Origin of the sequence: Planotetraspora kaengkrachanensis, assembly GCF_016862895.1 — a bacterium.
In the GTDB taxonomy this organism is placed as follows: domain Bacteria; phylum Actinomycetota; class Actinomycetes; order Streptosporangiales; family Streptosporangiaceae; genus Planotetraspora; species Planotetraspora kaengkrachanensis.
Window position 1 is genome coordinate 238,716 of sequence record NZ_BONV01000009.1, and the last position, 21,217, is coordinate 259,932.

22 protein-coding genes and 2 pseudogenes are annotated in these 21,217 nt (G+C 67.0%); 13 read left to right on the forward strand and 11 right to left on the reverse strand.

The window, feature by feature from the left end; all coding sequences use genetic code 11:
* Positions 1-272: 272 nt before the first annotated feature.
* Positions 273-398: pseudogene (locus Pka01_RS41775) on the forward strand (hypothetical protein); the annotation flags it as partial.
* A gap of 277 nt (positions 399-675) precedes the next feature.
* Here Pka01_RS41775 and Pka01_RS13425 read toward each other — a convergent pair.
* Both Pka01_RS13425 and Pka01_RS13430 read right to left on the reverse strand, forming a co-directional pair.
* Positions 676-948: a terminase small subunit gene (locus Pka01_RS13425; protein ID WP_425571064.1), complete on the reverse strand. Its 273-nt coding sequence runs from the start codon at positions 946-948 to the stop codon at positions 676-678.
* Between the two features lie 247 nt (positions 949-1,195).
* Positions 1,196-1,483, reverse strand: a complete 288-nt coding sequence (locus Pka01_RS13430) for a hypothetical protein (protein WP_203883040.1) — start codon at positions 1,481-1,483, stop codon at positions 1,196-1,198.
* Between the two features lie 201 nt (positions 1,484-1,684).
* Between Pka01_RS13430 and Pka01_RS13435 the strand changes: the two genes are divergently transcribed.
* On the forward strand, positions 1,685-1,918 hold the full coding sequence (locus tag Pka01_RS13435) for a hypothetical protein (RefSeq protein ID WP_203883041.1): 234 nt from the start codon (positions 1,685-1,687) through the stop codon (positions 1,916-1,918).
* A gap of 82 nt (positions 1,919-2,000) precedes the next feature.
* Here the strand turns inward: Pka01_RS13435 and Pka01_RS13440 are convergent, their stop codons facing one another.
* Positions 2,001-2,246: a hypothetical protein gene (locus tag Pka01_RS13440; protein ID WP_203883042.1), complete on the reverse strand. Its 246-nt coding sequence runs from the start codon at positions 2,244-2,246 to the stop codon at positions 2,001-2,003.
* A gap of 73 nt (positions 2,247-2,319) precedes the next feature.
* Between Pka01_RS13440 and Pka01_RS13445 the strand changes: the two genes are divergently transcribed.
* Complete coding sequence (locus Pka01_RS13445) at positions 2,320-2,541, forward strand: hypothetical protein (protein WP_203883043.1); 222 nt, start codon at positions 2,320-2,322, stop codon at positions 2,539-2,541.
* Positions 2,542-2,575: 34 nt separating this feature from the next.
* Here the strand turns inward: Pka01_RS13445 and Pka01_RS13450 are convergent, their stop codons facing one another.
* Together Pka01_RS13450 and Pka01_RS13455 are read right to left on the reverse strand one after the other, a co-directional pair.
* Positions 2,576-3,082, reverse strand: a complete 507-nt coding sequence (locus tag Pka01_RS13450) for a hypothetical protein (RefSeq protein ID WP_203883044.1) — start codon at positions 3,080-3,082, stop codon at positions 2,576-2,578.
* Positions 3,083-3,090: 8 nt separating this feature from the next.
* Positions 3,091-3,534, reverse strand: coding sequence for a hypothetical protein (locus Pka01_RS13455; protein WP_203883045.1), 444 nt, complete (start codon positions 3,532-3,534; stop codon positions 3,091-3,093).
* Between the two features lie 88 nt (positions 3,535-3,622).
* On the opposite strand from Pka01_RS13455, the gene Pka01_RS41570 reads away from it, so the two are divergent.
* The 10 genes and pseudogenes from Pka01_RS41570 (at position 3,623) to Pka01_RS41235 (ending at position 11,053) form a co-directional block, all read left to right on the forward strand.
* The gene (locus Pka01_RS41570) at positions 3,623-3,958 is read left to right on the forward strand and encodes a DUF6504 family protein (protein WP_373318134.1); all 336 of its coding nucleotides are present in this window, start codon (positions 3,623-3,625) and stop codon (positions 3,956-3,958) included.
* A 329-nt stretch (positions 3,959-4,287) separates the two neighbouring features.
* Positions 4,288-4,467: pseudogene (locus tag Pka01_RS41575) on the forward strand (nitroreductase/quinone reductase family protein); the annotation flags it as partial.
* Between the two features lie 147 nt (positions 4,468-4,614).
* Entirely contained in the window at positions 4,615-5,841 is a 1,227-nt protein-coding gene (locus Pka01_RS13465) for an EfeM/EfeO family lipoprotein (RefSeq protein WP_203883046.1), read from the forward strand.
* Positions 5,838-7,124 carry an iron uptake transporter deferrochelatase/peroxidase subunit gene (efeB, locus tag Pka01_RS13470; RefSeq protein WP_239114942.1) on the forward strand — a complete coding sequence of 429 codons (1,287 nt, stop codon included), beginning with the start codon at positions 5,838-5,840 and terminating at the stop codon, positions 7,122-7,124. The genes Pka01_RS13465 and efeB overlap by 4 nt, the downstream gene beginning before the upstream one ends.
* A gap of 50 nt (positions 7,125-7,174) precedes the next feature.
* Positions 7,175-8,818: a phospholipase C gene (locus Pka01_RS13475; RefSeq protein ID WP_203883047.1), complete on the forward strand. Its 1,644-nt coding sequence runs from the start codon at positions 7,175-7,177 to the stop codon at positions 8,816-8,818.
* A gap of 161 nt (positions 8,819-8,979) precedes the next feature.
* Positions 8,980-9,525, forward strand: a complete 546-nt coding sequence (locus tag Pka01_RS13480) for a hypothetical protein (protein ID WP_203883048.1) — start codon at positions 8,980-8,982, stop codon at positions 9,523-9,525.
* 368 nt (positions 9,526-9,893) lie between these two features.
* A complete protein-coding gene (locus tag Pka01_RS13485) occupies positions 9,894-10,058 on the forward strand; it encodes a hypothetical protein (protein ID WP_203883049.1) in 165 nt (54 codons plus the stop codon).
* A 104-nt stretch (positions 10,059-10,162) separates the two neighbouring features.
* A complete protein-coding gene (locus tag Pka01_RS41780) occupies positions 10,163-10,462 on the forward strand; it encodes a helix-turn-helix domain-containing protein (RefSeq protein ID WP_239114950.1) in 300 nt (99 codons plus the stop codon).
* Positions 10,428-10,541 (forward strand): WhiB family transcriptional regulator, encoded by a 114-nt coding sequence (locus Pka01_RS41585; RefSeq protein WP_203883080.1) that lies wholly within the window; start codon positions 10,428-10,430, stop codon positions 10,539-10,541. The genes Pka01_RS41780 and Pka01_RS41585 overlap by 35 nt, the downstream gene beginning before the upstream one ends.
* Positions 10,542-10,591: 50 nt before the next feature.
* On the forward strand, positions 10,592-11,053 hold the full coding sequence (locus Pka01_RS41235; protein WP_203883050.1) for a tyrosine-type recombinase/integrase: 462 nt from the start codon (positions 10,592-10,594) through the stop codon (positions 11,051-11,053).
* Positions 11,054-11,589: 536 nt separating this feature from the next.
* On the opposite strand, the gene Pka01_RS13505 is transcribed toward Pka01_RS41235, so the two are convergent.
* The 6 genes from Pka01_RS13505 to Pka01_RS13530 form a co-directional block, all read right to left on the reverse strand.
* On the reverse strand, positions 11,590-15,108 hold the full coding sequence (locus Pka01_RS13505) for a ThuA domain-containing protein (protein ID WP_203883051.1): 3,519 nt from the start codon (positions 15,106-15,108) through the stop codon (positions 11,590-11,592).
* 130 nt (positions 15,109-15,238) lie between these two features.
* Complete coding sequence (locus tag Pka01_RS13510; RefSeq protein WP_203883052.1) at positions 15,239-16,072, reverse strand: sugar phosphate isomerase/epimerase family protein; 834 nt, start codon at positions 16,070-16,072, stop codon at positions 15,239-15,241.
* Complete coding sequence (locus Pka01_RS13515; RefSeq protein WP_239114943.1) at positions 16,069-17,286, reverse strand: substrate-binding domain-containing protein; 1,218 nt, start codon at positions 17,284-17,286, stop codon at positions 16,069-16,071. Before Pka01_RS13515 ends, Pka01_RS13510 begins: the two co-directional genes overlap by 4 nt.
* Before the next feature lie 46 nt (positions 17,287-17,332).
* The gene (locus Pka01_RS13520; protein WP_203883053.1) at positions 17,333-18,262 is read right to left on the reverse strand and encodes an ABC transporter permease; all 930 of its coding nucleotides are present in this window, start codon (positions 18,260-18,262) and stop codon (positions 17,333-17,335) included.
* Positions 18,259-19,260 (reverse strand): ABC transporter permease, encoded by a 1,002-nt coding sequence (locus tag Pka01_RS13525; protein ID WP_203883054.1) that lies wholly within the window; start codon positions 19,258-19,260, stop codon positions 18,259-18,261. Before Pka01_RS13525 ends, Pka01_RS13520 begins: the two co-directional genes overlap by 4 nt.
* Positions 19,257-20,681 carry a sugar ABC transporter ATP-binding protein gene (locus Pka01_RS13530; RefSeq protein ID WP_203883082.1) on the reverse strand — a complete coding sequence of 475 codons (1,425 nt, stop codon included), beginning with the start codon at positions 20,679-20,681 and terminating at the stop codon, positions 19,257-19,259. The genes Pka01_RS13525 and Pka01_RS13530 overlap by 4 nt, the downstream gene beginning before the upstream one ends.
* Positions 20,682-21,217 lie beyond the last annotated feature (536 nt).

Here is a 21,217-nt window from a genome sequence, read left to right on the forward strand (position 1 = left end):
CCTGGTCGGCAGCCTCGTCGAGCGACGGCCTGTTTCAGATCTTCGTCCGAGGCCCAAAAAGCTGGTCTGACCTGGGTGGGCGGTACTGGCTCGAACCAATGACCCCTCGCTTGTAAGGACTGTCCGGGCATTCTCCGGACCAGCCGGTACTCGCATCACCCCAGGTCAAGGCGTTTGTTCGCGTGCGTTGGAGCGCGTTCGTGAGCGCTCGATGAGAGCTCGCATCTCCCAAATCTCTCCCACGAGAACCACGCCCCCGGTTACGCGAACCGCAGCGGGACTTCTTCGCGGCCGAAGCCCGCGTAAGGGAACTCTGCGACGCCCTTCCGTCATCGATCGACGTCGCCAACCAGGAAGCAGAGATCACCGACGAGCAGCGGGACGCCCTCCAGGCGGCGCGCGCGGGCAGGACGAACATCTTCCAGAGGTTCTTGACCTCGACCAGCGTGGTCTTCCCGTTCTGCCTGGCGACCAGACGTCCGGTATCAGAACCGGCCATCCGGGCGGAGCTCCAGGGCGTGGATCAGCAGCCATCGCTGCCACGGCAGGAGTTCGATGCCGAGGACGTCCCGCGCGAAGTCCACGCAGGAGAACCCCAGCGACGTCTTCGGTGTCAGCGCGCAGCCGCACCCGCACGGGCCCCGTCGACCGGTGACGAGCGGCGGAGTCCAGAGCCTAGGAGTCGTGCTCCCCAACAGCGTCGGGCTGAGCAAGGCGCCCCCCGACTGGTTTGTCGACCTTCATCGCCGCCCGGGCCGGCGCACCACCGAGGTCACGCAACACGCCCTGCAGCTGCGGGCCGAGCCACCCGACCGTCTTGGTGACCTCGCACATCGCTTCGAGCTTTTGCAGGCGCCGCAGCGCCGCCGTGTCGCCGGCGAACTCACGCCGCAGAGCGAGCGTGGCCAGCGCCTTGTCGCCATCGGTGAGCCAGTCCATCGCACCGATCGCGGCCTTGCCCGCCTCGCGGAGATCAGGCGCACGTTCCGGAGCCTTCGCCGCGACCGAGGACCAGCTTGCGGCGCGCCGGCGGCACGGCCCCCACCCCTCGCCTCGCCCCGGGCACGGGAGAGCACGGGGGAGAAAATGGGAGACTGCGGGGTCTCCAACCTGCTATTGATCTTGAAAAAAGAACATACTCTGACCTGCGGAAACGTGATTCGACGTTTCGCTCCGAGATTTTGTCGGCACGGTCTCACCACGCTCTCGACTGGATCGGCTGGCTGTTCATGAGGTCCTGGAGGGCTCGCCCGGCTCGGCTGTTGCAGTCGAAGTGAGCGGCGGCGGCGTTGGCCGGGTCGAGCAGGGATCCGCCGAGGGCGAGCTCGTCGAGGTGGTCGAGGGACCAGCACCGCTTGTCGGGCCAGGGGATGGCAGGGTCGATTGGGAGGCGGCATCGGCAGCAGGTCCAATCCTCGGGCCCGGCTTTGACCTGGGCGATGAGGCGGCGGTAAGCGTGACCGCCGCGCCCCTTGCTTGGCATCAGCCGAGTCGGATCCGGGTCTTGCCGCAGCGCTCTATCCATACGCGGCTCGCGGACCGTGGCGGGTCTGGTTCGTCGAGGGAGTCGAGGACTTAGTCCCGACGTACGACTCGAGTTCCCCGATTGTCACTTGTGGCGCGACTTCCCGAGACGGTACAAATCAGGTCCTTCTCCCGTTTCGATCACCCCGAGGAACGACCTGTGTCTAACGGCATTCGACTACTTATTTCGGGCGTTGCTGGCGTAGCAACCATCTTCCTGACCATCTTCGTGTTCGAGCTGGCAGGGAGTCTCCACTGGGCTTCTCCCGCGAACAGCATCCCCGGCCTTGCCGGGATCATCCTCGGCGTTGTCGCATTCCAGCAGTGCCGGAAGACCTTGGCACGCAGCTTCGCGCCCGATGAGCTGGTCCGCGAGTCACGGCGCCTCAAGTAGGTCCTCTCACGAGGACGGGACTATCCCAGAAATGCGAGAGCCCGGCGCTTTGGCCGGGCTGCAGAGACACGTCTTCTGGCGTTTAGTTTGTCACAAACCCGCAGGTGCCACCAGCAGGGGCGCGACCCACGGCGTGCGCCTGGCGCAGTTGCTCGCCGTCGTAGACAGCCGGAGGCCGGCCGCCGTACCGCCCGGCCGGCTTCCGGCCCAGCGGTTGGAGGCCGGCGATGAGGATGAGGGCGCGCACCTGAGCGGGAGTCATCTCGGGGTGCAGCTGCGCCGCGGCGTCGTCCACGGTCCACAGCTCGGTACGGATGGCTACGTCCACGCGTCCATCATGGTCGGTCCGCTGCCCCCGTTTCACCCTCCACATCCATTCACTTCGATCGATACTTGACGGTGTGGACACCCCCCCGAAGCGCAGGCCCAACACCACCTACTCGGCGCCCGTCGGATCGATCGACGTGGCAGCAGAGAGTGAAGACGGTACGCCCTACGAGATCTGGCCATGCCATGAGTGCCTTCCGTGGCATGCGGAGGCTATCCGCGATGGCGATGACATCTTCATCCGCGAGTGGCACGGCGTGGACTGCCCTGAGTTTCAGGCGCTCCTGAAGAACTGATCGACCTCTGGCGGAGCCTGCGTCCACGTCAGGCCTACTCATCGAGCTCCCGGTTCATCTGCTCACTCAGACGGTCGACGACGTCGGCCAGCGCCTTGCGCCCCGCCGCCTGCTTCGCGCTTATCTCGCTCAGCATTGTGACGGCGCCCCACCGGCGGGCATATTCGATGTAGTTGTCCGTATCGAGCAGCTCGTTCAGGAGGCCGAGCCATTCCTGATACAGCTGCCGTACAACCTTCGTCCCGTACAGCCGAATCTTGGCCTGCACCACAGCGAGTTCCTGGCGGGTGGGGAAATCTTTGCGCCCCACCTCCACGTCCGACTCCGTTGTGCGCAACGCCAAGCGGTCCACCTTTTCGCTCAGGCCGAGCATCATGGTCAGCACGTCGAGATAGACGACCGCTCGCCGCTCTTGCCGGGCCTTCTCCCGTTCGGCCTTTTGGCCCCTCGCGGCCTGTTGGCTGCCGCCGATGTAGGTCACGATGGTGGCGGCGAGTGTGCCGCCGATGCCGACCAGGGCGACGAGGAGTTCGTTGGCCATGAGTGGTCCTAGCTGATCCCGGTCTGCTTGGTGATCACGGCGGTGGTGATGTCGACGAGGATGTCGCGGCCTGCACCGCCGAGCCATCCGGCGGTCTTCTTGAGCTTGCTGCGCTTGTCGTAGTCCTCTTCAACCTCTGCGGCGGCGTTCAGGCCGCTGACGATCCGGTTGGCCAGCAGTTCCGGCGTCGGCCAACTGCCGACGGTCCGGCGCGCGTGCCCGGTGGGGTTGTACACCACGATCTCGCGACCGTCGGAGTCGAACGCGGTGATGTCCTCGAATTCGAAGAAGGGCGGGTGCTCTGCGGCCAGCGCGTTGAAGGCGCGCTCCACCTCGAATGCGCCCAGGCCGATCCGCTTGGTCACGTCGTCGGCCTCGATGTGCCAGGCGCCTTCGTCGGTCATCTCGACGATGGCACGCAGAACGGGCAGGTCGCGCGCTTCCCACGTCATATGTCCTCCACCGGGATCGGTCCATTCGGGGTACTCATGATCCTCTGATGACGAACACCACGGGTTCGTTTCGGTGCATTCTGGTTCGATGCTTGTGTATAACGAGCCGTGCGAGGCGACCGAAAACGAGGACGGATCGCCGCGCAGCTTCGTGTGGCGTGGCCGGGAGTACACGGTCGTCGAGCTGGTCGAGGAGTGGCGGAGCATGCGCCCGTGGTGGATCGACCCGCTAGCCGAGCCGATGGATCACGAGGTGCGGCTACCGGGTCCGCGCGTCGTCCAGCAAGGGGCAGGGCGTCGTCGAGATCGAGCACCGCTACGAGGGCTGGGTCGTCGCCGGCATCCTGGACTGACGGGCAAGCATGAACCCGAACTCTGCCAGCAGGTCCCAGTCACTGTCTGCTTGCTGCGTCGCGGTTTCTAGATGGCAAGAGCGTTTCAGGAGCGATTGAACGCGCGTGCGGCTGCGGCGGCGACCGTGGTGACCAGAACCCAGCCCGACACGATCAGAACCATGGTGATCACCTTGGACGGGCCCGTGGGGTTCCATGTCGCATCGTGTCCCAGGCTGACCAGCCGTTGGTGGCGCGAAGCCGTTGGTGGCACGGCAGGAGTGCGGCTTCCTTCCGCTCGCGCGCGCGTGGAACAAGAAGGTGAAGGCCGTGATCATCGCAGGGGCGGCCGGGTCATGGGCATGGACGCCCTGGTCCTGACCACCATCGGCGCCAAGACCAGCGCCAGGCGCAGCGCACCGGTGCCTCGTTCCCCCCGCCTGAGGGGTCCTGGCTGATCGTCGCCTCGGCCGCCGGAGCTTCCGGCAATCCCGCCTGGTACCACAACATCGCCGCCCACTCCGACCGTCGAGATCGAAATCGACGGCGGCGCCGTCCCGGTCACTGTGAAGTACGTCTTGAGGCTGAGCAGCCGAGATAACGCCCGGACGAACATCTGTTGACATCTGAGCGGTGTCGCTGAACTGAGCATGAATCTCGTGGGAAGACTCTTGCGTCAAACGACTGTGCTGCTAAGCATGGCCTTAAGTTCGGTTTGTTACCCGTTGTCTACCTGCGAGCCCTTGCTGTGCGTTCTTCCGTTTTTGTCGCGCCCGGCGGGCGGCGGCTGTTGGTGGTTGTGGCCGTGATCGTTGCGGCCGCGCTTATTGCAGTGAGTGCGGTGTTCGTGTCGCGGACCTTCGGTTCAAGTCGGGAATCCTCTTCGCCTTCGGCGGGCGCGATAGCGGTGGTGAACGGCTTCGATGCATGTGGTGACGGCTGGTCGGGTCCGGCCACCGGCGGCGCGTTCGATTTCGCGGTGTCGAATTCCACCGTCGCCGGTGAAGCGGTCTACCTCGAAGGGGCCGATGACCGGAAGGTGTATGCCGAGGCTGAGGGTCTGGGCCCGAGCACGGTCTACCACCTGCGAGTCACTCTCGCCGACGGCCGGTACCGGTTCGTGTGTATGCCGGCTGGTAACGATCCGATCGCCGGGCCGATGGTGACGGTGCGCGATTCCCCGGCTGGGCTTGTCCCGACTCCTGGCATCGAGGTGGTGACCCGAGCGGATTTGCTTCCCGCCGCTCACACTTACAACGAGTGGGTCGGCTCCCATCTCAATGGACTGGCGAGCGACGCACAACGACTCGCCACAGCGATTGTGAGTGGCGACCGTGCTGTCTCACAGGCGGCTTGGCTGACGGCCCAGCAGGACTACTCGCGCCTCGGTGCGGCCTACGGGGCGTTCGGGGATCTGGCCGACGCTATTGATGGTGATCCAGCCGCCGGTAGCTCGGCGCTGGAGGACTCCGATCTGCACGGGCTGCGCAAGATCGAGGCGCTGTTGTGGAGCGATCGACCGATCGCCGACGCCGCGCCGGTTGCCTCGCGGCTCATCACCGACATCGGATCGTTAACGGCGACGCTGGCCAAGACGCCGGTGAACGCCATCGATCTCGGTCTGCGTTCGCATGAGATCTTGGAAGACGCGATCCAGTTCACCCTCACTGGTGCCGACGACGCCGGTTCGCACACCGGGTTGGCGGTGATTGCGGCCGATATCGAGGCGACCCGCGCGGTGCTCGACCCGATCCGCCCCCTCGTGACCCCTCGCTACGCCGGGCTGAGCGACGCGGACGCGTGGCTGTCCCGCACCGCGAACTTGGTCGCCTCCTACAAGACCGGCGGTACCTGGCGGGCGTTGGATTCGCTGGACCGCGCCCAGCGCGAAGCGCTCGACGCCGACTTGGAGCGCACCGTGGAGCTGCTCGCCCCGATCGCCGCGGTCACCGACCCGAGGGTGGCCGACCAGTGACCCAGAACCGGAACGCCAGCACGGACGGAAACGGCCCCACGCGGATGGTGGGCCGGCGTGGGTTCTTGGGCGCGGTCGGCGCGAGCCTCGGCACCGCCGCCCTCGGCGCGGGGATAGGTGCGGCGGCCGTTCACGCCGACGCAGCGCCATCGGCTGCGGACTCGTCGGCCGCGCCTACCGGTGGGCGGTTCGCCTTCTACGGCGAGCACCAGCAGGGTGTGCTCACTCCGCCCCAAGCCGCAGCGGCATTCCTGGCGCTCGATGTCACCGCAGCCGATCGTGCCGAGCTGTCCGAGCTGTTCCAGGCGATCACTAGCCGGGCACGGTTTCTGGCTGCTGGTGGTGCCCCGCCGTCGGTCGGCATCACCGCGCCGCCGTCGGACTCTGGCGTCGTGGGGCCCGACATTAGCCCGGATGGTCTGACCGTGACGCTGTCGGTGGGCGCGAGCCTGTTCGATGACCGTTACGGGTTGGCGGATCGGAAACCGGCCCGGTTGATGACGATGCCGGACTTCCCGAACGACGCGCTGCGCCGCGACATGTGTGACGGGGACCTCCTGCTGCAGCTGCGCGCCGACCATGCCGACACCGTGATCCACGCCATGCGCGACATCACCCGCGCCACCCGCGGCGGCATGGCTGTCCGGTGGCGGACCGACGGGTTCATCTCCCCGCCTCGCCCGACCGGAACACCCCGCAACCTGATGGGGTTCAAGGACGGCACCGCAAACCCGAACATCAACGACCCGGCCGAGATGGCACGGCTGGTCTGGGCCGCGACCGACGGCAGCGAACCCGCCTGGACCGCGGGCGGCAGCTACCACGTCGTCCGGCTCATCCGCATGCTGGTCGAGTTCTGGGACCGGGTTTCGCTGCGCGAGCAGGAGAACATGATCGGCCGCTCCCGCGGCGTCGGCGCGCCCCTGACCGGAGTCAACGAGACGGACACTCCGGACTACCTCAACGACCCGAACGGTGACGCGATCCCCACCGGCGCCCACATCCGGCTCGCCAACCCGCGCACGCCCGCGACCGACTCTTCGCGGCTGCTGCGTCGCGGCTACAACTACAACGCCGGCACCGACACCAACGGCCAGCTCGACATGGGCCTCATCTTCACGACCTTCAACCAAGACATCAAGCGGCAGTTCGCCGCCGTGCAGCAGCGGCTGGTCGATGAAGCCCTGACCGACTACATCTCCCCGTTCGGCGGCGGCTACTACTTCGCGCTGCCCGGTGCCCGCGACTCCAACGACTGGCTCGGCCGCACCCTGATGAACTGACCGGCCCGCGAAAGTACCCACCAAAAAGAAACCCGAAAGGCACCATTGCAATGCGCTCCATCGGTCACAAACGCGCCGCCCTCGCGGCCGCGTCGGTTGCCGCCGTGGCCGCGACCGTGTTCGGCGTCGCTAACCTCGGCACGTCAGCCAACGCCGCACCGAAGGCCGACAATTCCGCCAAGACTGCGACCCCGATCAAGCACGTCGTGGTGATCTACGACGAGAACAACTCCTTCGACCACTACTTCGGCACCTACCCGCATGCGGCCAACACCGACGGCACCACGTTCACCGCCAAGGCAGGAACGCCGATCCCGAACAACTACATCTCCCACCCGGACCTGCTCACCAACAACCCGAACGCGTTCAACCCGCAGCGTCTCGACGCGGCGCACGCGCTCACTTGCGACCAGTCCCACTCCTACGGCAGTGAGCAGAAGGCCTTCGATGGCGGCCTGATGGACCGCTTCGTCGAGGAGACCGAGACCAGTAGTTGCAGCCCGTCCACCCTCTACGGCACCGACGGAATCGTCATGGACTACTACGACGGCAACACCGTGACCGCGCTGTGGACCCTGGCCCAGAACTACGCCATGAGCGACAACAGCTTCAGCACCGGCTTCGGCCCGTCCACGCCGGGCGCTCTCAACCTGGTCTCGGGCAACACCTCCGGCGCGCTCAGCGTGAACTCCGTCACCGGGGTCCCGACCTCAACCACCACGACGACCGTGACGAGCGACCCTGACCCGTTCTACGACGACTGCGCCGACAGCAACCACACCAAGACCGGCAACCTCACCAAGATGACCGGCAAGAACATCGGCGACCTGCTCAACTCCCGCGGCGTCAGCTGGGGATGGTTCGAGGACGGCTTCACGCCGACCACGACCGCGGCCGACAGCCCGACCGGCTACGCCGTCTGCGGCGCCATGGTGCCGATCACCGCGGAGAACGCGAACTTCCCGCTCGGCGCCTATGTGCCACACCACGCGCCGTTCGCCTACTACGAGTCGACCTCCAACCCGCACCACCTCCTGCCCGCCTCGCTCGACGAGGTCGGCCATGACGGCCAGGCAAACCACAACTACGACGTCAGCTACTTCTACCAGGCGCTGGCCGCCGACAAGCTCCCCGCGGTCTCCTTCGTGAAGGCCGCGGCCGCCCAGGACGGACACCCCGGCAGCTCCAACCCGGTCGACGAGCAGATCTCCCTCGTCAAGGAAATCAACGCCATCGAGGCCTCGCCCGCCTGGGCCGACACCGCGATCGTGATCGCCTACGACGACTCCGACGGCTGGTACGACCACGTCGCCGCCACCATCACCAACGGCAGCGCCGCCAGCGGCAACTCCGCAATCTGCACCAACGCCGCCACCCTCGACATCGGCGGCCAGGTCAACCGCTGCGGCCCCGGCCCCCGCCAGCCGCTCCTGGTGATCTCGCCCTACGCGAAGAAGAACTTCATCGACCACACCCTGACCACCCAGTCCTCCATCCTCAAGTTCATCGAGGACAACTGGAACACCGGAAGGGTCGGCGGTGTCTCCGCCGATGCCACCTCCGGAGACCTGGACAACATGTTCGACTTCAAGGCACCCCCGGGGCAGGCGATGCGCCTCACCCTCGCCGCCAACGGCACCGTCGCATCCGAGTCAAAGGTCCACGGTAACGGAAACGGCAACCGCAAGAACTAGCAGAACTCCTACGAACCACTGAATGAAACACCTGAAAATGGGCGGGGTCAGCTTCTGCTGACCCCGCCCACTGAGCTCGAAGGTCCTTCATCACATGACGGACCGTCATCCTGGCAAGCAGTAGCGAACCGCAAGATCCAGCTGAGGGCTATCGTACGGCTGTGACGCTCACCGATGCCGATGTGGCCGCTCTGCTCGCACCCGCCGGTCTGCACTTCGTCAAGCGGTGGAACCGGGAGGATGTCCGGTTGCCTCCGCTGCCACCGGGATACTCACCCGCGAGCGCAAGCCCCGAGCACGGCCGGTTCGATTCCCATCCGGACGAGATAGCCGATGTCGATGCTCCGGACATGCCGGACAAAGTCCATGCGAGTTGGTTCCGAATGGCAACCGAATACGAGCTCTTCAATGAGAATCGCGAGTTCCTGCTCGTAGTCTGCTACGCGAGATACGACGAAACTGACGATGGGTACGATGACAACGCATGGGTTCAGGTACGCCTCCTCGATGACTGGGATTTCGTCGCGAGTGAAATAGATCTGCTGCGAAGCGGAATGGCGGGGCTGTTCACGACGCGCTTCGTGCCGGAGTTCACGGTGGCGTCCCTGGACGGGCGGACGATGATGAACACCACTGTTTGGGGCAATGGCACCGTAAGCACCATCGCCATATGCACCCCAGAGGACTCCTCGCAGACCGAGCGTTGATCCGATGGCAGACCGAGAGTGGAACGTAAGCGGGAGGACGTCCTGCGCATAACGAGTCCTCATGTCGGCCACTCGGCGGTGGCCGCGCGCTTCCGCTAATGTCCGTATGCCGAGGTCAGGGCGCCATCGCGGTCATCACTCGAGGTGATCGCGAGTGTCGACGACGCTCGAGTTCTGACCCCTTGTCGACGCTTAGGTTCTAGTGCTTGTCGCAGCACCTGATCGTGAGCTGCGTATTGAGGGCGAGGCGTGAACGTGATCCATCTACTGGTCGCGGGAGTGTGGCTGCAAAGCCTGCGCTCTCACCTGTAGACGGCAGACCTGGCCGGCCTTTTCGCCCGTGGTGGCCGCCCGGCGGGCCGTCCCCGTTGTCGCACGCCGAGACCGACGCCGCGCTGGAGGTAGCGCGGACGGTCAACAAGTCCGGCATGGTCAGTCTGGCCGGATGCTACCTGCCCGCAGCGGAGATCCTGGTCGGGCGGCGCGTCGCCGTCCGGATCGAAGACGCCGACGGTCTGTCCTACCTCGGCTGATGCTTGACACGGCGTCTTCGGTTGATGCTTTACACCACGTCGGCTGACCCGGCTTTATGTGATCGATGGCGATCACATGGGGGTTCGGGTTGGCGCTGGTGGAGCTGAGCGTCATGGAGCAGCGGTATCGCGCTGTGTTGGACGTAGAGGCAGGATCCCCGGTGACCGAGGTCGCCGAACAGTATGGGGTGTCGCGGCAGTCGGTGCATGCGTGGGTGCGGCGGTATCGCGCCGGCGGGTTAGGCGCAATCCTGCTGACTCTCGATCACCAAACAGACCCGCAGCGGGATCGACGTGGACGTTTTCTTCCCGCCGCCGAACGACAGGGTGAGCATCGGGCCGGCGTTGCGGGTGTGAGGGGGCTGCCTCATCCGCGACAGGTGCCTGCGATACGCGATCCGTAACGGTGAGACCTACGGCATCTGGGGCGGCACGACGGAGCATCAACGCGGCCCGCTGCTGCGAGCCGCCCACCGTCACTGAGAGCGGCAGAAGCGGAGGCGTCACATGTCCCGATCGCGGCGCTGCCTGCGATGGACCTCGGTGGCCTACGGGAGGACCGCGCGTGGGCGCTGCTGTGTTTGTGGTGCGCGCCATGGTCACCGGCGGACGGGGTCGCCGGTGCGTCGCTGGCCGCCAGCCTCACGCGACCCTGGCGCGGTTCGCATGCCGAGCGCCGCGCTGCCGGTAAGGACTCCCCCAGGACACCGAGAAGCAGAGACACCGATGGGCACATTCCTCGAGATTGGTTCCGGAAGCAGGTCTGGATCCCCGCGCTGAGCATTGCCGGCCTCCAGATCCACGTACGGATGCATGGCCTGCGCCATGCTCACGCTTCGTGGCTCCTCGCCGGCGGAGCCGATCTCCAGGTCGTCAAAGAGCGTCTCGGCCACGCCAGTATTGCCACCACCGAGAAGTACCTTCACACCCTCCCTGACGCCGACGAAACCGCACTGGACGCCGTCACCAAGATCCGTATCCGAGGTGCAGACTGAACATCACATGACGCCAACCAAGAACGGGACTGTAAGACGAACGGCTCTGGCACGAATTCGGTGGTGACGTTGAGTCGTCTCCACCAAGATGATCATAGTGTGATGCTCCTGTTCGAGCCGGTGGCCACCGGGATCGCGGACGCCCGCACCACCGCGGACCAGCTCACGAAATCGAACGGCACCGGGCCGCCATGATCACCGCACAGGACGACGTGGAGAAGCTCAACCACCACGACGACGCCTTTCACCGGCCGTGTAGTTCCTCGTCGAGATCGGCCGGGGCAGGTCCGCCCAGCCGACCACGGCGACGACGGTGTCCGACCGCCCCGCCATCTCTAGGAACTACTGCCGCGACCTGAGGGATGCGTCGTGGGCGGGTGGCGTTACCCGCCGTCGGCCACGCGGCCGGGTCACGACGACAGGGCCCCCATCTCGGGAGGTGAACAGCGTGGAGCGGCGACTGCGGTCGCCATCACCGGATACGCGCCCGATCGGCCGTACCCAGCGCCCGCGAAAGCGGGCGCTGGGTAGGGGTGTCAGTTGAGCTGAGTGAACCTCCACTGCTGGTTGGTGCCGTTGTTACAGGTCCACTGAGTCAGTTGGACGTCGTCGGCGGTGGACGCGCCCGGGACGTCAAGGCACTTGTTGCCGCTCACCGAGACCAGGCGATAGCCGGAGCCGGACGCCTCGATCTTCCACTTCTGGTTGTTGCCGCCGGTGCACGTCGACTGCTGTACGAGTGCCCCGTCGGCGGTGGACGACCCCTGTACCTGCATGCACTTGTTGCTGTGCACGGCGGCCAGGGTGAATGTCCCGTTTCCTCCGTCGGCGAGCTTCCACTGCTGGTTGGTGCCTCCGTTCGCGGTGTACTGCGTCACGGCGGCGCCGTCGGCCGTCGACCGGCCTCGGACGTCGGCGAGCTTGTTGCTGTGCACCGCGGTCAGCGTGTAGGTGCGCCCGGCCTGCGGGCCACTCGTGCCGCTTCCCGACCCGACGCCCCTGCCGTTGAAGGTGATCGAGTCCAGGTCGTACGAGTTCCCGGTCGGCGCCTTGAACACCGCGTAGACGTTGTGGGTTCCACCGGGGTTGGTCACGGCGACGGCCGGGAGCGACACGTAGGTGTCCCATCCGCCGGTGCTGGGCACCGAGCCGGACGCGATGAGCGTGCCGGTCGGCGAGTCGGCGCGTAACTCGATCGAGCCGCCGGTGTTGGAGGGCGCCGACACGCGGAACGACACTGAGTCGACGCCCGACAAGTTCACCGGGTTGAAGGAGATCCAGTCGTTGTTGGAGATGTCGCCGATGCGCCGGCCGCCCTCCGCTCCGGACTGATCGACGACCCGGATCCCCGACGAGCCGGTGAAGAACTCGGCCTGCTTGTGCTTGGGCTGCAGCGTGATGCCGGTACTGCTTTTCAGGCCACCGCTGTCGGTGTACTCGGCGATCAGAACATAGTAGACGTCGGACGCCTCGTCATGCCCGGAGAGGCTGGTGGGCACCGTTCCCGAGCAGCCGGTGTACTGCCCGGTGTCGTGGGCGTGCGTGTCATGGCCGAGCGCGGTGATCAGCGTCACCTTGGAGCAGTCGATGACGCCGTCCTCGGGATCGGTCACATTCACCGTGTAGGAGACGCTGTCGCCGAAGTCGATGAACCCGCCGTTCGGCGGGGCCCCGAAGGTCACCGTGGGCGCGGTGTTGCCGACAGTGATGGTCACGTCCGCGGTGCCCGTGTTCCTAGAGGCGTCGGTCACCGTCAGTCTTGCGTTGTAGGTACCGTTGGCCGTGAAGGTGTGGGACGGGTTCGCGCTGGTGGAGGTCCCCCCGTCCCCGAAGTTCCAGCTGTAGGTGATCGTGTCGCCGTCGGGGTCGGAGGAACCCGCCGAGGAGAACGCGACGGTCAGCGGGGCCCTGCCCGAGGTGGGACTGCCGCTCGCCTTGGCGACGGGCGCCCGGTTCCCTGCGACGTAGTCCACCCGGTAGATGCCGTCGTCGGTGTTGGCGTGACCGTAGCCGTTGCCCCACTCGGCGAGGTACAGGGCGCCGTCGGGGCCGAACTTCATGTCGATCGGCGCGTGCAGGGAGAGCTGCGCGACGAACGGGTTGATCTTCAGGAGGTTGCCGGAGGAGTCCAGGCGGAACTCCTTGACGAAATTGCGCTGCCACTCATAGAAGAACGGCGTCTTGTCGAAGTAGGCGGGGAACTTGCGGGCGGACGTGCTCGCCGGGTCGTAGTGGTAGAACGGGCCGCCCATCGGGGCCGCGCCGTTGCAGCAGTCGATCTCGGGGAACTCGGCCGAGGGGTGGTAGTTGTACCACACGGTCGCAGGCTTGGCCGCCGGCAGGTTGGTCAGCCCGGTGTTGTTGGGTGAGTCGTTCACCGGCGCCGAGCAGTTGAACTTCGCGCCTGAGGTGTTGGCGGAGAAGTTGAAGTCGTTGAACGGGACGTTGTTGCCGGTGCAGTAGGGCCAGCCGTAGAAGCCCGGCTGCTTGATCAGGTTCCATTCCACGGTGCCCTCGGGACCGCGGCTGGAGTTGGCGCTGCCCGCGTCGGGACCGTAGTCCGCCATCGAGATCCAGCCGGTGTCCCGGTCGACCGAGAAGCGGAACGGGTTGCGGAAGCCCATGGCGTAGATCTCGGGACGCGTCTTGGCGGTGCCGGGCGCGAACAGGTTGCCCGACGGGATCGTGTAGGTGCCGTCGGGTTCGGGGTGGACGCGCAGGATCTTGCCGCGCAGGTCGTTGGTGTTGGCCGCAGAGCGCTGGGCATCGTAGTGCTCCCGGCCGGACCGTTCGTCGATCGGGGCGTAGCCACTGGAGGCGTTGGGGTTGGTGTCGTCACCGGGCCCGATGTACAGGTTGCCGCCCGGGCCGAACGCCATGTACCCGCCGGTGTGGCCGGGCTCGTCGACGTTGCGGTAGGCGGGGACCTCGAGAAGCTTCTTCTCGCTGCTCAGGTCGAGGGTGGTGCCGTTGAAGGTGAACCGGGAGACCCGGTTCACCTCGCCGCCGTTGAGCGGCGAGTAGTTGACATAGATCCAGCGGTTGGTGGCGAAGTTCGGATCGAGCGCCAGGCCGACCCCGCCGTCCTCGCCGCCGTCGTACACCGACAGGGTGCCGATGACACGCGTGGCTCCGCCTGAAGGGATCATGTTCACCTTGCCGGAACGGGAGATGTAGAACACCGTGCCGTCCGCGGCAACGTCCAGCTCCATCGGCTGGTCCGGCGCGGCGTCCAGGGTCACCTTCTGGTACCGGACCGCGACCGTGCCGCCGCAGTCACCCGGCACGGCGCCCGCCGCCCACTTCACCGCGCCCAGGAGGTGCTGCTTGAACAAAGACTCGGAGTAGGAGGAGGCCTGGTGGCCCATCGCGGTGGCCCACACGCGGCCGCCTTCGGCGATCTGGCACCACGAAATGGGGTGGTCGGCGCCCATCTTGTTCGGCCCGGCGTCGTAGGTGGTCTCGTCTGCGGTCACCAGCACGTGGACTGAGCCGCGCATGTTCTTGTCGAAGTTGTACCACTCCTCCGTGCGGGTCCACCGGTCCGGCAGGCCCTGGGTCGAGGGGTGGACCTTGTCGGCGACCTTGGCGGTGCCCTGCACGATCGAGGAGTGCTGGGTCATGTGGGCGCCGGCCATCACGACCTGGTCCCACCAGGGGAACTGCGACTCGATGTTCATGTCGGTGGCGTTGTGGATCGCCATGACCCCATGGCCGGCGCGCACATACGCCTGGACGGCCTGGCGCTGGGCGTCGGTGTCCCAGACCATGCCGGACGTCTGCAGCATGATCACCGCGTCGTAGGTGCTCAGGGTCGCGGTGTTGAAGACGCTGGCGTCCTCGGTGCGGTCGACCTGGAAGTTGTTGTCGGTCGCCATCTGCTGGAACATCGCGACGCCGGCGTCGATGGAGTCGTGTCGATAGGCTCCGGCGGCGGTCTTGGTGAACAGCAGCACCTTGAACAGGGGGGCGGCCGCGTTAGCCGCCGGCACCGCGGCGAACGGCAGTACCAGCAGCGCGGCGGTCAGGACATGGAGCAGGCGTGATCTCCGCATGGAGGATCTCCAAGGGGATGGGGGGGTATGCCGGTTCCTGTGAGCGTTAACATCTGGCGAGAAGGCCCGGCGGGCATGGGGCGGCGCGCGTGGCGCCCTCGAGAACGGCCGGCGCACGCGCCGGCTCCGATCAGTGTCCAAGGCTCCGCAGGAAGGCCAGGCCTTCGGTGGCCAGGGCGTCCTGGCTCCGGGCCAGGGGACGCCAGATGGACGCGGCGGTGGCGATGGTCTGGTTCTCGGCGGTGAAGGACTCGATCACCAGAGGCCCGGCGTAGCCCGCGTCCCGTACGGCGGCGGCGAAGCCCGGCCAGTCGAAGTGGTCCGCGCCGGGGGCGCCGCGGTCGGTGCCGCTCGCCTGGATGTGCGCGATCCTGGCGCCGGCCAGCCGGACGGCCTGGAGGGGGTCCTTCTCCTCGATGTTCAGGTGGTAGATGTCGAGCGCGAGACCGCACTCGTCGGGAAGGGCCTCCAGCGCCTGTTCGACCGTGTTGATGACGCTGGTCTCGTACCGGTTGAGCGGTTCGACGCCGATCCGCACCCCGCGCTCGGCGGCGTAGGCGACGACCGGTTTCAGGTTCTCCCTCAGCTCGGCGTAGACGTCCTGCCGCTCGTCCGGGCTCATCCGCCACGTCCGGCCGACCGAGGCGTAGGCGGGACCGCTGACCGCCGGCGCGCCGACGGTCACCGCGACGTCCACGCAGTGCCGCAGGTAGTCCTGGGTCTCCCGGACCGTCTGCGACGGGGCGCCGACGAGCTCGCGTCCCGGCGGCGTCGTGAGCACGATCGACGCGCCCAGCCCGAGTTCCGCCAACAGGTCGGCGGCCCTGGCGGGCCTCCAGTCGCCAGGGCGCTCGACCGGAAGCTCGATCACGTCGAATCCCCACGCCGCGATCCGCGGCGCGAGATCGGCCAGGGCCTCGTCGGTGAGCGGCGAGACCCAGACCCATGTGTTGACGCCGATCATGACGTGCCACCCCATTTCTCCGGGTAACCGGGCAGGTTCTCGCAGCCGCACAGCGCGTAGTGCAGCGGAGGCATGCCGGGCCGGAGGTAGGAGGCGAGCTTGTCCTGGGTGATCGCCGGCTGCGGCAGGTTCCAGACCTTGGGCACCTGCTCGCCGTTCAGGATCTTGAGGGCCGCGATGATCGGTGTGCGCCACTGGTAGGTCGGATAGGTCGGGGCGATGGCGGTGAGCTTCGCCTCGCTCCACTTCTTCAGGAAGTCCTCCTGGTCCTCGCCGTTGATCGGCGGGACAGGCTGCCCGGCGTCCTCGAACGCCTCCACCGCCGCGACGGCGGTGGCGCCCGCGTCCATCCAGACACCGTCGATCTTGCCGTATCGCTGGATGTAGTCGGTGACAATGCTCTTGGTCTTGGCGGCGTCGCCGTCGGTGAACTCGACGCCGACGACCTTGAGTTCGCTCTTGTCGAACGCGACCTTGGCCGCCGACCAGCGGGTCTCCAGCACGTCCACGCCGGGCAGGATGCGCAACGCCAGGATCTTCCCGCCCGGCGGCACCTTGCCGACGAGGAACTCGGCGGCCTCGGCGCCGAAGGCGTACCCGCCGATCGGCTTGATGAAGGTGACCGGGCAGTCCGTCTGCACCCCCCGGTCGAACACGATGACGGGGACCTTCGGGCACGCGCCGGACACCGCGGGGGTCAGTGTCGCGGTGGTGTTGGGCGAGATAATCAGCGCGTCGCAGCCCTTGGTCTGCAACTCGGCGATGTCGGAGATCTGTTTGTCGTCCTTGCCCTCGGCGTCCAGCGCGGTGAAAGTCTTGATCTCCTTGTGCAGCGAGACCTCGGCTTGCATGCTCTTCCAGCCGACCTGCCGCCAGGCGTTGTTCACCGCCGCGTTGGAGAAGCACAGGTGATACGGCCCCGGCTTCTTGTAGGCGGCGGTGTCGATGAGTTCAGGATCGATGCTCTGTTCCCACGGCTTGTCCACCGGGCCGGTGGGCTGCGCGGTGCGCATCGCCATCTGGGCGTCGTAGTCGGCCTGGACGAAGAACTTCGACTGCTCTCCGGTGCCCTTGCCCGAGGCCCCCGCCTCAGCGGCGGGTGTGGAGCCGGACGGGGCGGAGGTGGTGGGCGTGTCGCTGGTGCACGCGGCGACCGCCAGCACCAGCCCAGCCAGCGCGGCGCCGGCGAACAGCCGTCGTGAAGCAATCTGCACAGTCTTTCCTTTCAATGGGGTGGGTCAGGCGACTCAATGGGGTGGGTCAGGCGACCGCGGGCCGTCTGCGCCGGAAGTTCACCGCTCCCAGCGCCACGGCGCCGATGATGATGAACCCCTGCACAGCCGGCTCCAGCGCCCCCGAGATGCCGTACAGATTGAGCAGGGTGAAAAGCGCCTCCAAGGTGAAGGCGCCCGCCATGGCGGCGACCACCGAACCGCGGCCGCCGCCGAGAACCACGCCGCCGAGCACGACCGCGGTGATCGCCTGGAACTCAAGCCCCTGGCCGACCTGCGCGGACACTCCGGCGAAGCCGCCGAGCAGGATCGCGGCGACCGCCGCGGACAGCCCGGAGATCATGAACCCGATCGTCCTGATCCGTGGGACGCGGACGCCGGACAGTGCCGCGGCGCGGTCGTTGTCGCCCGCTGCGACCAGCGTGCGGCCGAAGTCGGCGCGCATCGCCCAGATCGCCGCGGCCGCGGTCACGACGAGGATCAGGACCGACCAGGGCACCGGGCCGAGGCTGCCCCGGCCCAGCTCCCGGAACTGCGGTGACAGGGCGCCGCGCGGCGAGCCGCCCGTCCAGAGGAACACCGCGCCGGAAAGGATCAGCATCATACCGAGCGTGGTGATGAACGACGGCACCCGCAGCAGAGTGGTGACGCTCCCGTTGACCAGCCCGGCCAGCAGCCCCAGCGCGATCAGCAGCACCATCACGGGCCAGGTCGCCGCCGCGGTGCCGTCGATGAGCCGGGCGGCGATCACGACCTCGGCGGTGACCAGCGAGCCGACCGACAGGTCGAACTCCCCGGAAACGATCACGAAGTACTGTCCGGCGGCGAGGATCACCAGGGGCGCGGCGCGCTTGACGAAGGCGAGGAAGGCCGGCGGATCCAAGAAGTAAGGGTTGGCGACCGCGATCGCGACGAGCAGGGCGGCCAACACCACGAAGATCGGCAGCGAGCGCTTCATGCCGTCCGCCTCCTGCGCGCGTAGATCGCCAGGGCGGCCACCAGGACCACGCCGCGTACGACATCCTTGGCGAAGGAGTCGACCTCGAGCTGGTTGAAGACGCTGTCCAAGACGGCCAGGAGCAGGACGCCGCCGACGGTGCCGGCGACCCCGCCGCGTCCCCCGGCCAGGGCCGTCCCACCGAGCACGACCGCGGCGATCGACTCCAGGTCGTACCCGCCGTCGGTCCCCACCGTCGGGGCGCCCGCCGCGAGCCTGGAAACGAGCAGCAGCCCTGCGATCCCCGCGCAGACCGAGCAGATCACGTGCGCGGCGACCACGACCCGCCCGGTTCGCACACCCGACAGCCGCGCGACCTCCGCGTCACCGCCGACCGCGTAGATCCGGTATCCCAGGCGTGTCCGGCTTAGCAGGAACCACGCGGACACCGCGACCGCCGCCCACAGCAGCGCCGACACCGGCACGGGCCCGATACGGTCGTATCCGATATGGAGGAACGAGGCCGGCACGCTGCCCGCCGGCCCGTCGTACCGCTGGTCCAGCAGCCCGCGGATGATCAGCGCGACCCCGAGCGTGGCGATGAAGGCGTGTACCCGCAGCCTGGTGATGATCAGCCCGTTCACCAGTCCCACCAGCGCGCTGACTACCAGTACGGTGGTGACCCCGGGCAGTACGGCCCCGTCGCCGCCCGCCATGATCTCGGCCGCGACGAGCGAGTTCAGGCTGATCAGGTAGGCCACGGAAAGGTCCAGGCTCCCAGCCAGGATCACCACGGTCTGACCGACCGCGACGATGCCCAGCGCCGCGGACCGCTGCTGGATCCCGACGATGTTCTCCAAGCTGACGAACTGCCCGCCGTCCAGCGCGACCAGTAACCAGCCCAGCAGGATCAGGAGGGCCAGTGCCAGGTAGACGGGACGCGCGGGCCGGTCGCCCGACAACCGCTGGAGAATCGAGCCCCCCGCCGGGACGCGCCGGACTTTGATCTGCTCGGTCATGACGCCGCCGCCAGGCGCATCACGGCCTCCTCGGTGGGGCCGGCGGGCAGTTCTCCGGCGATGCGACCGTCCCGCAGCACCACGATGCGGTCGCTCATGCCGATGAGCTCGGGAAGCTCGGAGGAGATCATGAGGATCGCCGTGCCATCGCGGGCCAGCTCGCGCATGAGGTCGTGGATGGCCGCTTTGGCGCCGACATCGACACCGCGTGTGGGTTCGTCGAACAGCATGACGCGCGGTGCGACCGTCATCCATTTGGCCAGCACGACCTTCTGCTGGTTCCCGCCGGAGAGTAATCGGACCTCCTGCCGGGGCCGGGGCGGATTGAGCCGGACGCGCTCCAGCAACCGGTCGGTTCCCGACCGGGGCCGTCCCGTGGCACGGGCGACGAGCACGGCGTTGTCGCGTACCTGCTGGTTGAGGAGAAGTCCCTCCGCCTTGCGGTCCTCGGTGACCAGGCCGATCCCCACGGCGATGGCGTCGCGGGGAGAGCGGGGGCGACGGGGCTTCATGTCCCCAGTGGTGAAGGGTTCGGCTCCGAACAGCGCCTTCGCCAGTTCCGTACGGCCCGAGCCCTGCAGTCCGGCGAGGCCGACGATCTCCCCGGCGCGCAGGTCGAGGTCGATGCCGTGCAGCCGGTCGTTGCCTCCGCCGCGCACGCTGAGCAGCGCCTCACCTGGAGGTCCGGCCGCCCGCGGCGGGAAGTAGGAGTCGAGCTCCCGGCCGACCATCAGGCGGACCAGAGCCCCGGCGTCCAGGCTGGAGGCCGGCGCGGTGGTGACACGGGCGCCGTCCTTGAGCACGGTGATCTGGTCGGCCAGTTCGAAGATCTCCCGGAGCCGGTGCGAGATGTACAGGACCGCTATGCCGCGTCCGGCGAGCCGCCGCACCAAGGTGTACAGCAGTTCGACCTCGTGGTCGGCCAGCGCGGCGGTCGGCTCGTCCATGACCACTATCCGAGCGTTCAGCGACAGCGCCTTGGCGATCTCGACGACCTGCTGCTGCGCCACCGAGAGCCGCCGGACGAGGTCGCGCGGGCCGAACGACTTCTCGCCGAGCGAGCGCAGCAACTCGCCGGTCGCCTTCTCCATGGCCGCCCGGTCGACCAGGCCCCGTCGAACCGGTTCGCGGCCAAGATATACATTCTCGGCGACGGTCCGCTCCGGCAGCAGGTTGAACTCCTGGTAGATGATCGCCACGCCGGCTAGCTGCGCCTCGACCGGATGCCCGAACTCCACGCTTCGCCCGTCGACCTCGATCGTCCCCTCGTCGGGAATGTGGACGCCGGCGAGGATCTTCATCAGCGTCGACTTGCCGGCGCCGTTCTCGCCGACCACCGCGTGCACCTCTCCCGCGGCCGCCTCCAGGTCCACTCCCTGGAGAACCCGGACGCCGAGGAAGCTCTTGCCGATGCCCGTCATTTTCAGCACGCGACCCACCACCCGGGTGGCACGGGTTTGGGATGGTCAGGCGCGCGGACGTGCACGACGTCACACTCGTTCGGCATGAAACCGCCTTAATTCGCGAATTCCGGCGACGCCGCCCCGAACTTTTGTCGCCGGTAAGCATTTTTCAGTCATATCGCGCGATGCTAAGCCTACTTATGTTGACGGTCAAGCAAAGTACGAACACCTACAACAAAAGTGCGGATTCGATCTTTCGTGTGCCGAGGAGCCGCGGCAGAGTGCAGCCGGAGGCCTCGTCCTCGTGAACATTCTCGGATTCCGCCCGTCATCGCGACCGGCGAACCCCTGTGACCGCCGGTGAGGCGCGTGTCGAAGCTCGTGCCACAGATTGACTTCTTGAGTGACAAAAGGTGGAGTGGAGCCCCAGGAATGGGTGGGCTTAGATCGTGGCCATTCATCGCACCAGGCCTGGCAATCTAAAACTCCGGCGTGAATCTCGCCAGCCCCGTGAATATGCTTCGATTCCCGTCGGGACATTGGAGACGGTGCCG

What these genes read in the sequence shown, in the direction of transcription:
- Pka01_RS13530 (WP_203883082.1), bottom strand. Translation starts at nt 20,681, where the DNA reads ATGACGGGCATCGGCAAGAGCTTCCTCGGCGTCCGGGTTCTCCAGGGA.
- Pka01_RS13505 (WP_203883051.1), bottom strand. Translation starts at nt 15,108, where the DNA reads ATGCGGAGATCACGCCTGCTCCATGTCCTGACCGCCGCGCTGCTGGTA.
- Pka01_RS13475 (WP_203883047.1), top strand. Translation starts at nt 7,175, where the DNA reads ATGCGCTCCATCGGTCACAAACGCGCCGCCCTCGCGGCCGCGTCGGTT.
- Pka01_RS13430 (WP_203883040.1), bottom strand. Translation starts at nt 1,483, where the DNA reads ATGCCAAGCAAGGGGCGCGGCGGTCACGCTTACCGCCGCCTCATCGCC.
- Pka01_RS13520 (WP_203883053.1), bottom strand. Translation starts at nt 18,262, where the DNA reads ATGAAGCGCTCGCTGCCGATCTTCGTGGTGTTGGCCGCCCTGCTCGTC.
- Pka01_RS13525 (WP_203883054.1), bottom strand. Translation starts at nt 19,260, where the DNA reads ATGACCGAGCAGATCAAAGTCCGGCGCGTCCCGGCGGGGGGCTCGATT.
- Pka01_RS41235 (WP_203883050.1), top strand. Translation starts at nt 10,592, where the DNA reads ATGGACCTCGGTGGCCTACGGGAGGACCGCGCGTGGGCGCTGCTGTGT.
- Pka01_RS41570 (WP_373318134.1), top strand. Translation starts at nt 3,623, where the DNA reads ATGCTTGTGTATAACGAGCCGTGCGAGGCGACCGAAAACGAGGACGGA.
- Pka01_RS13450 (WP_203883044.1), bottom strand. Translation starts at nt 3,082, where the DNA reads ATGGCCAACGAACTCCTCGTCGCCCTGGTCGGCATCGGCGGCACACTC.
- Pka01_RS13510 (WP_203883052.1), bottom strand. Translation starts at nt 16,072, where the DNA reads ATGATCGGCGTCAACACATGGGTCTGGGTCTCGCCGCTCACCGACGAG.
- Pka01_RS13455 (WP_203883045.1), bottom strand. Translation starts at nt 3,534, where the DNA reads ATGACGTGGGAAGCGCGCGACCTGCCCGTTCTGCGTGCCATCGTCGAG.